At 68.3% G+C, this 11485-nt stretch carries 7 protein-coding genes, 1 tRNA gene and 2 pseudogenes; 9 read left to right on the forward strand and 1 reads right to left on the reverse strand.

All coding sequences use genetic code 11. The features are described 5' to 3' along the window. Window positions 1–342 precede the first annotated feature (342 nt). The 5 genes and pseudogenes from RKD23_RS21630 to RKD23_RS21650 form a co-directional block, all read left to right on the forward strand. Window positions 343–690, forward strand: a pseudogene (locus RKD23_RS21630) (transcriptional regulator); the annotation flags it as partial. 434 nt (window positions 691–1124) lie between these two features. Then, window positions 1125–1379 (forward strand): annotated as a pseudogene (locus RKD23_RS21635) (DUF6415 family natural product biosynthesis protein); the annotation flags it as partial. A 289-nt stretch (window positions 1380–1668) separates the two neighbouring features. Next, window positions 1669–2196, forward strand: a complete 528-nt coding sequence (locus RKD23_RS21640) for a glycine-rich domain-containing protein (RefSeq protein ID WP_424855154.1) — start codon at window positions 1669–1671, stop codon at window positions 2194–2196. Between the two features lie 22 nt (window positions 2197–2218). Next, entirely contained in the window at window positions 2219–2347 is a 129-nt protein-coding gene (locus RKD23_RS21645) for a hypothetical protein (RefSeq protein WP_424855155.1), read from the forward strand. A gap of 1276 nt (window positions 2348–3623) precedes the next feature. Beyond that, window positions 3624–3920 (forward strand): hypothetical protein, encoded by a 297-nt coding sequence (locus RKD23_RS21650; RefSeq protein WP_424855156.1) that lies wholly within the window; start codon window positions 3624–3626, stop codon window positions 3918–3920. Between the two features lie 614 nt (window positions 3921–4534). On the opposite strand, the gene RKD23_RS21655 is transcribed toward RKD23_RS21650, so the two are convergent. Further along, window positions 4535–4610 (reverse strand) — tRNA-Arg (locus RKD23_RS21655). A 371-nt stretch (window positions 4611–4981) separates the two neighbouring features. Between RKD23_RS21655 and RKD23_RS21660 the strand changes: the two genes are divergently transcribed. The 4 genes from RKD23_RS21660 to RKD23_RS21675 all read left to right on the forward strand — a co-directional run bounded on the left by RKD23_RS21660 (window position 4982) and on the right by RKD23_RS21675 (window position 11471). Then, window positions 4982–6325 carry a sugar phosphate nucleotidyltransferase gene (locus tag RKD23_RS21660; protein ID WP_424855157.1) on the forward strand — a complete coding sequence of 448 codons (1344 nt, stop codon included), beginning with the start codon at window positions 4982–4984 and terminating at the stop codon, window positions 6323–6325. Between the two features lie 37 nt (window positions 6326–6362). Continuing rightward, on the forward strand, window positions 6363–7088 hold the full coding sequence (locus RKD23_RS21665; protein ID WP_424855158.1) for an SDR family oxidoreductase: 726 nt from the start codon (window positions 6363–6365) through the stop codon (window positions 7086–7088). A gap of 61 nt (window positions 7089–7149) precedes the next feature. Continuing rightward, window positions 7150–9318 carry a glycogen debranching protein GlgX gene (glgX, locus tag RKD23_RS21670; protein WP_424855159.1) on the forward strand — a complete coding sequence of 723 codons (2169 nt, stop codon included), beginning with the start codon at window positions 7150–7152 and terminating at the stop codon, window positions 9316–9318. Then, complete coding sequence (locus RKD23_RS21675) at window positions 9315–11471, forward strand: AGE family epimerase/isomerase (protein WP_424855160.1); 2157 nt, start codon at window positions 9315–9317, stop codon at window positions 11469–11471. The genes glgX and RKD23_RS21675 overlap by 4 nt, the downstream gene beginning before the upstream one ends. The last annotated feature ends 14 nt before the right edge of the window (window positions 11472–11485 follow it).

The raw sequence follows: 11485 nt of genomic DNA on the forward strand, positions 1-11485 counted from the left end.
CTGCCTCTCTTCCTGTCCAGTCACGAGATCACAATAAGTTTGACGGATGAGGCCGGCACGGTGCTCCGCAGGGAGCGCTGCGACGCTGACCGTTGGGCCGCCAGAACGATGTACCCACCGAGGTACAGACTTCCGCGTCGCATACGAGCAGGCTCACGCTCGGGTCGGCGGCGGCCAAGATCCCGCGATTTACCCACCTTGGTAAAGACACCGCTCTCGCATGGGAAATTCTGGCGCGCGCAGGAAGGAGGTGGCCGACGTGGGGGATGTCGTCGGGGGTCTCGCCGCAAGCGGCGCGATCACCGGTTGATCGGGATCTCGTAGACGGTCTCGCAGTGGCGCACCGCTTTCGGGCCCGACTCCGTCCGCATCCACGAGGTGTCCGTCGCCGTAAGCCTCGGAGACGAGCACATCAGGCGGGCGCTCGACGTCGCTAGGGAGTGGATGCCGTCCGATGAAGGGCTGCCCGCCGAGAGGCGCTCCGGGTACTACATCGACCTGGCGCGCGCTCAGCTGTGGTCGGGCCTGGCTGACGACGCGTTCGAGTCGCTCAAGGTCGCACGCCACATCGCACCCCAGCACACCCGGGAGCATCCCTGGGTGCCTGAGGACGCTGCCACGCTGCGTCGGCTGAAGCGCGCCGACTCGGAGACCCTCACCAACTTCGCGGAGTGGTGCGCCGCCACCTGACCGCTACGCCTCGCTGGGGTGCTTGCTCACCTTCCTGGCCCCCACCATCTGTTGCACGCGCGGAATCCGGCAGATGGAAATCAGGGATGCCAGACGCACTCTCGCCTGACCCCGTCCTCATCGACGGGCCCGTGAGCATGGTCCGCCTGCATGGCGAGGCATGCCTCTTCTGCGGGGCGGTCAACAAGACCCTGCGCGCGGCTGGGCACGTCGTGGTCCGAGGCAGCACTCGGGTGTGGCAGGTCGTCACATGCGGATGCCGAAGCAAGGCGGCCGCGGCATGAACCTCAGCCTCAGCAGACCCCGGCGACCGCTGACGACGGCCCCGGGGCGTGGCCAACGCTCGAACCAGAGAGGGAGCGTCGACATGAGGAAAGGTACCGCCGCCGAAGGACGCACACCGGCGTACGGGATGACCATCCGCGTCCACACCGCTGACCGCTACGGCATCATCACCAGCGACCGCGACACGGTTCTCACTCCGCCGACAGTCCCGCTTCCGCCGGGAGGCCTGTTCCCTCCCCGAGGTCGAGCGTCTGGTGCGGAGCCTGCCGTCGGGCAGCGTGCAGCGGTATTGCGGTCTCGCCTGCCTGGGTGACGCCCGGCAGCGGCTGCGGGCGGAGCCGAGCCTCCGCTATGGCGGCCCGCCCGGGCATGCCCGGCACCTGGCCCGCGTGCTGCATGCGCTCTGTGAGCACTACACCGACAACGTCTATGGGTGCAGCGGTGAAGGCCATCACCGGCCTGCTGCGGTACATCGCGGCCGTCACGAATCCTGTCCTCGCCCTGGTGCCGGCGCGGACATCTGCCTGACGCGCCCCCATGGCGACCGCAGGGTCAGGGTCGCGATCACACGGCTGCCGCACACACATGCTCGCCGCAGTCCGACATCAGACTCCCGCCCTGGCCGGTGAATCCGACCAGAACCCCCAGCCGGGGCGGGCCAATCCCCATCCGCGAGAGCGAAGGAGATCAGCCGTGAGCGTACCGCCCAACCCAGGACCCGATCCGGACCCCACCCCTGGCCCGGTGCCCGTCCTGCCGCGGCTCCTCCTCAGGGACCGCCAGTTCTGGAGCGTCCGCGGCACGGTGCTGGACGCCAACCCGGACATGTCGGAGGAGATGGCCGGCCGCATCGTCGACGAGAGCCTCAAGTTCCTGGCCGCGTGCGCGCGGAACCCAGGTGCTGGGCTCGTCCCGTCGCGGATCGTGGATGAGGGCTGGCACGCCCTGATCCTGCACACCGCCCTCTACGCCGACCTGTGCCACTACCTCGGCGGCAGGTTCGTGCACCACTACCCCGGCTACGACCCGGCCGGCTACGAGCCGATGATCCTGGACAGGACGCGGGAGCAGATCCTGCGTCTGGGCTGGGACGCGGACGACGAGCTGTGGGTGGCGCCGTCGGACGAGTCGCTCGTCTCGGTCGCCGCGAAATGTCAGCACAGTGACGACAGCGGTCCGATCGTGACGATACCCAAGCCCAAGCCGAAGTTCGGCGCATAGCCTGGACGGTGAAGGAGGTCGCATGAGCGAGTGGATCGACCCGCGGTACGCGGAGCTGGTTGCAGCGTGGAAGCGCGCGCAGCAGCTGGACTCCCGCGCTGCGCAAGAGCGCAGGCCGGTGCGGGGATTCGTGGTCCCGCCCAAGCCGTAAGCCCTTCAACCGGCCCCAACGCCAAGGTTGAAGCCCGGTCCCCGGTCGGCGTTCCCCGTCGACCGGGGACCATCGCGGCTGCTCATCAACGCCGATGGCGTCGGCGATACGGATCAGCGAGTCCAGGCGGGCTTGAGTGACCCTGCTGCATGCGGCTGTACGCAGCGACGTCGATGCCGGACAGTCCGCACCCGTGAACGCCACCCCCAGCAGACGTGCCGGGTCCCGAAGTGGTCGTTCCTCCTTCTCCGGGGACGCGGTACTCCCAGGCGGTCTCTTCGCGCACTGTCCGGGAGCACAGAGCTGCCCCTCTATGGGATCACCTGCTGAAACTGCCTGATCATTTAGGAGCGGAGCCTCGGTGGCGAGGGCTCCTGAGACGGTAGCGAGAGCGCACACGACTGAGGCCCAGGCCCCGGAATCATCCCGGTGACCTGGGCATCGCCTACCTGGTGCCCCCGGCAGGATTCGAACCTGCGACACCGGCTTTAGAAGTTCGATCCGATCCTTGCTCGGCGGCGGCAACACCCAGTGGGGTCGAATGTGCCGAGCCGTGCATGGGTGCTGGCGTCCGGTGCCGTTGATGTCACCCGTGGATGTCAGCCGGAGCTAGCGTTTCCTGCGCTTCACGTGCGGGGCGTATGTCGAGCTCAACAACGTGAACCTCGATAAGCTCGGCTGCTGTCAACGGTGTTGCACGCGGGCGTGGTTGGAGAACGATGCCTCGATACGTGAGGGCCAGGATCGTTACGCCAGAAGAGGAGGAAGCTCATCGAAGAGCTGGCATCGTTCTCGCATCTATAGCGCTAGCGACTGCTGTTCAGATGGCGGGCATCCTCTACCTCTCCAAGGCCTTGCAAGACAGGCACCTTGGGCACGCTTCGCTAGGGTCGCTCCTCGTATTCCTGGCGGCTTGGGTCGCTCAACTCGTGGATGCCAAAGGCCACCGTCGTCCGTTCAGGACGCGCAGGTTCATTCTCAGCGTCTGTCTCTCGTTCGCCCTCATCCTTGCCCTGCCCAACCTCTTCTAGGGGAATCCTGCGAGGTACTTGCCACCGGCGTCTCATCATGTATCGAGTCACGCACGGCGGGGCTGCTGCAGAGCACCAACTTGGAAGATCGCGTATGTAGATCGGTCTTGAGCTGACAAGACGCTGACCTGCGTGTTCTCGGGATGTTCGCCGTCGTTCCCCGTTGTTTCCCTCCGGTCTCTCCCGAATCGGGCTTTTGAAGGGCGCGCTGCACTGTATCCTCCCGTCGCTGTGTCTTAGGCCACATGAGCGCGGGGTTCCTTGGGGGGAACATGGGCAATCGAGAAGTGCCCGGCTGGGCGTCAGCACTGGGCATCCTGTTCGGTCTCGCGGCTGGCGCCTGGGGCCTCTGGTGCGTGGTGATCGGGTTCATCGGCGGGACGATGCCGCTCATCGGTATCGACGTCGAGGGGAGTCTGCTGCTGGGCCTTTTCATGCTCTTCGTCGGCGAGCCGCTGCTGATGACGGTCGCTTACTGGGCCTTCCTGGCTGTCATGGTTCCGATCTTCCTTGTGGCCGCCGCTGGGAGGCGGAGAGCGTAGGTCGGTGGAGCGGCTTTGGGCTGGAGCTGCTTTGGCGCGAGTGATCATGGCCCCGTAAGCTTCCGGCGCGTCGGGCAGTCTGTGGACCTGCCCGGTAAAGCACGACGTTGGGGCCATGATCTTCGAGGCTCGCCCCAAAGTGGCTGCCTAAAGCCGTGGAGCCGACCGCCCCAGCCACAGAGGGTTTCCCTTCCTTCGCCCGTACGCGCGCCCGCGCCGTGCGCGGGCCTTGATGAAGCAGAGAAAGTCTTACCGCGCGCTCGGGCCAATGCAGGGGAGCGGTGGCCAGGGTCGGACTGCGTCTTCACCACTCGTATCGGGCGACCGGTCGAGCCGCGGAACGTCTACCGCTCCTTCACCCGCGTCGCCCAGTCCGCCGGCCTCTTCACGGCCGCCGGACTGGCGCCTCGCGTTGTGATGGAGATCCTCGGCCACTCTCAGATCAGAATCACCATGGACGTCTACACCCACGTCGTCCAGGACACCCAGCGCGAAGCCATGAGCCACATGGACCGGCTGCTCAGGAGGCGCCCCATCCGCGAGTGGCCAGCCGCGTTGATGCCAGAAGTGGATGTCAAAGGCCCCGGACCAAGATCGGTCCGGGGCCTTTGTGCTGGTGCCCCCGGCAGGATTCGAACCTGCGACACCCGCTTTAGGAGAGCGGTGCTCTATCCCCTGAGCTACGAAGGCGTGCGCAGCCGAAGCGGCGCATGGCCGCCAGTGTAGCGGGTGCGTGTGGATCTCGGTCGGTGTGCTTGTGAGGGCTGAGGGGAGTGTGGGGGCGGGCCTGTCGGGGGGTCGTCGTGTGGGTGGGGGCGACGGCTTGGGGCCGGCCGCCCCTCAACGTTTGTAAAACATTTAGTCAAACCTCTTTCCGTCTTGCCCCGCCGGGCCCGCCCCGCCCCTCACCGCCCAGTCAACGCTCATCCGTCCCCGATCTCCCTCCTTGAGGCGTTCTGCCCTACATCCGTACCTGACTGTTGAGTTGACAGGACTTTACTCATCGAGTTAGATCTATGAAGCCACATCACCACCACCGCCGTACGACGAGGGAGAGGGCGATGGCGAGGAGAGAACGCGAGACGGTCGGGGTCATCCTGGCCGGGGGTCGCGGCGAGCGCGCCAAACCCATCACGCTCGAGTCGGCCGACTACATCCGGAGCAAGGCGATGATCCCGTTCGCGGGGCGTCGGCTGGTGGAGTGGGTGATCGATGCCTGCCGGGAGCAGGGGATCCGGCGGTTCTATGTCGTGGCTCAGGGGCAGGAGAACCGCAGCCAGATCAAGATGCTGCTGGAGCACGGTGAGCGGTACGGCGTAGAGGTGCGGTACTCGCGGTCCGTGTTCGACCGGTACAACGTGGGGTCCGGGGCGGCCACGCTCCACAATCTGGAGGAGTGGGACCTGCGGGGGCAGGCGCTGGTGCTGCCTGTCGACTCCGTTTTCGACTTCTCCCTGGAGGAGTTGCAGGCCACGCAGGACGCCACCGGGGCACTCGTCACCGTCGCCGCCGTCGCTCGACGGGCCGTCGAGGTGGCCGGGAAGTACGGGGCGATGCGGACCGCCGGGAACCTGGTGACGGGGTTTGTCGAGAAGCCCGGACTTGAGCGCATTCTCGAGGTGTTTCCGCACCTTGCCGAGGACCGCGGCGCCCTGCTGCCGACCAACGCCGGCATGTATCTGGTCGACTGCGCGCGGCTGCGTCAGGTCGCCCGGGACCCGGACCTCATGCGGCTCGCCCAGCAGCGTCTGGACTGGGGCGGGGATCTGCTGCCCTATCTGGTCGCGCACGGGCTGCCCGTCGCCGTGAGCACCATCGGGCGGCTCGGGGACCTGGGCAACGTACAGGACTATCTGCTGACGCTCCGGGACGTGCTGTCCGGCGCGTATCCGCAGATGAACGAGCTGATGGACGTGCCGCGCAGCGTCGAGCCCCGGTACTGGATCCATGAGAGCAGCCTCGCCACCCGTGACGACCTCACCGGGACCACGCTCGCCGAGAAGATCGCCACCGGGAGTGTCGTCATCGGGCCGGGTGTGCGGGTCGGGCGGCATGTCGTCATCGGGCCCGATGTGCGGCTGGAGTACGCCGACATCGGGGACGGCGCCGATCTGCGGGAGGGCGTGGAGGTGCGCCGGGGCGCGTGCGGGGACGCCGCGATCGTGGGGCCGTACGCGCAGATCAACGACTCGTACATCGGCCCGATGGCAGAGATCCGCTCACAGCGGCTCAGCCCCGCCCGGCTCACCCGGTTCACCGCCATAGGCGACGGCGCCCAGCTGTGGCCGGGCAGCCGGCTCGACGGCATCGGTGTCTATCCGCGGCTGCAGGTCCCCCCGTTGTCCGGACTGCCCCGCGGCACGCAGCTCACCAGTTCCGACGACGTACTGCACTGGGCCTCCTGAGGGCCCGTCATCGATTGGTTCGAGGAGGCACCACCCCATGGACCATCCCATGGACCACCCCATCGCGGTCATCGGCGGAACCGGGCGGACCGGCCGGCTCGTCGCGCGCCGGCTGACCGAGCGCGGCGAGCGCGTCCGGGTGCTGAGCCGCAGACCCCCGCGGCTGCCCGGCCATCTGCCGCCGGGAGCCGTGCACCACCGGGCCGACGTTCGCGACCCCGCCTCCCTGCGCGGCCCGCTGGCAGGCTGCTCGGCGCTGGTGTACTGCGTGGAGCCCGGCACCGAGAACGAGGGCCCGGACCGCCCCGAGACGACCATGTACCTCGGGGTGCGCAACGCGCTGGAGGCCGCCACCTCGGCCGGGGAGCGGCCACGTGTCGTCCTGGTCAGCCAGATCCACACCACGCATCTCGGCCACCCGCTCAACGCCTACGGCCGGCTGCTGGACTGGCGGCGGGCCGGCGAGGAGGCCGTCCGTGCCTCCGGGCTGCCGTACACGGTCGTCCGCCCCGGGTGGCTGACCGAGGAGCGGCCGGCCGGGGAGGGCATCCGGCTCGTCCAGGGCGATGCCGGCACCGGCACGGTGGCCCGGCCCGACCTGGCCGAGGCCTGCGTACAGGCTCTCGCCTGCCCGTCCGCGGACGGCATCACGTTCGAGCTGTTCAACAGCTCCGGAGCCGCTCCCTGGCAGCCGGGCGACTCCACCAGCGCCTGGGAACTGGCCTTCGCCGCCCTGGACTGGGATCTGGAGCGCGTGGCCTGAGCCCGCCGAGGCGCCCCCGGTGTGTCCCACCGACCGCATCAGCAACAGAAATGACTCCGCCATGACGACGAGCCCGACGAGTCCGACGAGCCCCATCAGGCAGCGATCCGCCGACGGTGCCGCCGACCGCATGGACGGCACCGTGACCCCAGGTCGCGCCCAACCGCTCGGCGCCACCCTGACCCCGACCGGCGTCAACTTCTCGGTCTTCTCCGAGCAGGCGACCCGCGTCGAGCTGCTCCTCTTCGACAGCTACGAGGCCCTCGCGCCCAGCCGTGTCATCCACCTGCACGCCGAGGACAACCACAGCTACCACTTCTGGCACTGCCATGTGGAGGGGCTCGGCGCGGGGCAGGTGTACGCGTACCGCATGGACGGCCCGCACGACACCCGGCAGCGCGGCACCCGCTTCAACCCCCGCAAGGTCCTCCTCGACCCCTACGCCCGGGCCAACATCAACACCCTGTGGGACCGGGTGCGCGCGCTCGGACCCGAGGACAACTGCGCCTACGCGATGCGCAGCATGGTCGTCGACCTGGACACGTACGACTGGGAGGGCGACGAGCCGCTGCGCACCCCGATGGCCGACACCGTCATCTACGAGATGCACGTGGGCGGCCTGACGGCGTCCCCCAGCGCGCGCGTCACCAACCCCGGCACCTTCTCGGCGGTCGTCGAGAAGATCCCGTATCTCGTCGAACTCGGTGTGACCGCCGTCGAGTTGCTGCCGGTGTTCGACTTCGACGAGCGGCAGGTGCTGCGCAGCGGGCCCAAGGGCACGCCGCTGCGCAACTACTGGGGCTACGACCCGTTCGGGTTCTTCGCGCCGCACACCGGCTACTGCTCCGACCCGTGCAACTGCACGCACATCACGGAGTTCCGGGACATGGTCAAGGCCCTGCACAAGGCGGGGATCGAGGTCATCCTCGACGTGGTCTTCAACCACACCTCCGAGGGCAACGAGCACGGCCCGACCATCAGTTTCCGCGGCCAGGCCAACGAGATCTACTACCACCTGTGGCCGCAGGACCGGCGCCACTACATGGACTTCACCGGCTGCGGGAACGCGATCAACGCCAACCACCCGGCGGTCGCCAAGTTCATCATCGAGTGCCTGGAGTACTGGGTCAGGGAGCACCACGTCGACGGCTTCCGCTTCGACCTGGCCTCCGAGCTGTCCCGGGGCGCCGAGGGCTACGAGATGGACGTGCCGCCGGTGCTGTGGGGCATCGAGCTGTCCGGCACGCTCTCCGAGTCGAAGATCATCGCCGAGCCCTGGGACGGCGGCGGCCTCTACCAGATGGGCCGCTTCCCCGGGAAGCGCTGGTCGCAGTGGAACGGCCCGTTCCGGGACGACGTACGGCGCTTCGTGCGCGGGGACGGTGGCATGGTCGGCGCGATAGCCAGCCGGGTCGGAGGTTCGCGCGACCTGTTCCGGCAGGAGGGCGAACTGCCCACCAACAGCATCAACTTCGTCACCTGCCACGACGGCTTCACCCTCAACGACCTGGTCAGCTACGACCACAAGCACAACGACGGCAACGGCGAGGCGAACGCCGACGGCGCCCATGAGAACTTCAGCTGGAACTGCGGCGTGGAGGGCCCCACCGACGACGCCGAGGTGCAGCGGCTGCGGGTGCGCCAGATCAAGAACCACGCCGCGCTGCTGCTGCTGAGCCGGGGCGTGCCGATGATCCTGGCCGGCGACGAGTTCCGCAACAGCCAGGGCGGCAACAACAACGCCTACTGCCAGGACAACGAGATCTCCTGGCTGGACTGGGACCAGGCGGAGAAGGAGGACGAGGTCCGCCGGTTCTTCACCGAGATGATCGCCCTGCGCAAGCGGCACCGCACGCTGCGCGCCCCGCGGTTCTTCTCGGGCCGCCACAACGAGCGCGGACTGCCCGACGTGACCTGGCACGGCACCCGACTGGAACAGCCGGGCTGGGACGACCCCGAGGCACGGGTGCTGTCCTTCACCCTCGCCGGGTTCGACGGCGACCCGGACCTCCACGTCATCTTCAACATGTTCCACCTGGGTCTGGACTTCGAACTGCCGCACATCAGCGGTCACCGCTGGACCCGGCTCGTCGACACCGCGCAGAGCGCCGGCCAGGACGTCATGGCGCCGGCCGACGCGGTGCCCGTGTCAGGTGCCACCTACCACGCCCATGGCCGCAGCGTCGTCTTACTCGAGGCGCGCCCCGAAGACGGAGACACCCCCCGATGATCCCTGCCCCCCGGACCCGCCGCACCTACTCCGACACCATCGCCGGTTACATCACCGGCTACGAGCCCACCCGCGACCGCTTCGGACTGCGCACCACCGACGGCCGAGAGTTCACCGTGCACCTCGGCGAGTCGGTGGTGTCGCAGATCGTCCGCAACCTCGGGGACCCGCCCCGGGACACCAGCGGTACCACCCGCGACATGCTCGCCGAGGGCCGCTACGTCTTCGTCTACGGCCTCTTCTACCAGGAGCCCAACGGCGAGCGCTTCGAGGCCCGCACGCTCACCTTCCCCGAGGAGTCCCGCGGCGAGTACGTCTTCGAGCGGCCCTCCTGGTGGGTGCAGCAGGCCGCCGAGATAGCGGACTTCTATCTGCGCGCCCACTTCCCCGACGGGGTCTACGACTGGCGCCGCTTCCGCACCCACGTCACGCTCTCCGGCACCCATCTGCCCGACACCGCCGGCGAGGACGTACGGCAGGAGACCGACACCATCTCCCGCCTGGTCTACGGCCTCGCCACCGCGTACATGCTCACCGGCACGGAGCGCTTCCTGGAGGCCGCCCGCTCCGGCACGGCGTATCTGCGCGAGCACATGCGGGTGGCGGACGAGCGCGACGGGGTCGTGTACTGGTACCACGGCATCGACATCACGCCCTCTGGCCAGCGCAAGGTGTTCGCCTCGGAGTTCGGCGACGACTTCGACGCCATCCCGATGTACGAGCAGATCTACGCGCTGGCCGGACCCACCCAGACCTACCGGATCACCGGCGACCCGCTCATCCTCAACGACATCGACCAGACGGTCGCGCTGTTCGAGCGGTACTTCAGGGACGAGCGCCACGGCGGTTTCTTCTCGCACCTGGACCCGATCACCATGGACCCCCGCGCCGACTCCCTGCGCGGCAACCGGTCCCGCAAGAACTGGAACTCCATAGGCGACCACGCCCCCGCCTACCTCATCAACGCCTACCTGGCCACCGGCCGCCCGGACCTGGCGAGGCTCCTGGAGGAGACCGCCGACACCATCACCGAGCGCTTCCCGGACGAGCCGGACAGCCCCTTCGTACAGGAACGTTTCCACGAGGACTGGACGCCGGACCGCACCTGGGGCTGGCAGCAGAACCGGGCCGTCGTCGGACACAACCTGAAGATCGCCTGGAACCTCACCCGCATCCGCTCCCTGCACGACAAGCCGGAGTACGCCGCGCTCGCCGAGCGGATCGCCGAGGTCATGCCGCCCGTCGGCAGCGACCAGCAGCGCGGCGGCTGGTACGACGTCGTCGAGCGGCAGGCCGGCCAAGACGGCGGCCACCGGCTGGTCTGGCACGACCGCAAGGCCTGGTGGCAGCAGGAGCAGGCGATCCTCGCCTACCTCATCCTCGCCGGTGTCTCCGGCGACCCCGAGCACCGCAGGCTGGCCCGGGAGGCCGCCGCGTTCTACAACGCGCACTTCCTCGACTACGACGACGGCGGCGTCTACTTCAACGTCCTCGCCAACGGCATCCCGTATCTGCTGGGCACCGAACGGCTCAAGGGCAGCCACTCCATGTCGGGCTACCACTCGCTGGAGCTGTGCTACCTGGCCGCCGTCTACACGGGCCTGCTCATCGGCTCGTCCCCGCTCACCCTGCACTTCAGCCCGCTGCCCGGCGCCTTCCCCGACGGAGTGCTGCGCGTCGCCCCCGACCTGCTGCCCAAGGGCTCCATCCGCATCGGCCAGGTCTGGATCAACGACGAGCCGCACGCCGACTTCGACGCCGAGGAGCTGACGGTCAACCTGCCCGTCAGCAGCAAGCCGCAGCGAGTGCGCGTCGAGCTGGAACCCACCGACATGCGGATGCGCATGAGCAGCGACTTCGACGGCCAGACCGTGCACGTCTCCATCGAGGGCACCGTCGACCGGGAGGAGCTGCAGAAGTTCCGGCACGGCCTGAGCGAGGCGCTGTCGGCCGGCCCGCGCCGGGTGGAGTTCCACCTGTGCAAGGTCACCGAGATGACCCGGCCCGCCATCAACGAACTGCTCTTCCAGCGCACCAAGATCGGCCTGGACGTCGACTTCGTCATCGCCGACTGCGCGCCCGACGAGGTCATCCACGCGCTCGTGGCGACCGACGCCTTCCTGCTCGACCCGCACCACGTCTGCGCCGAGTAACCCATCCAGACCCC

Source organism: Streptomyces sp. SAI-170, from assembly GCF_049739565.1.
Taxonomy (GTDB): domain Bacteria; phylum Actinomycetota; class Actinomycetes; order Streptomycetales; family Streptomycetaceae; genus Streptomyces.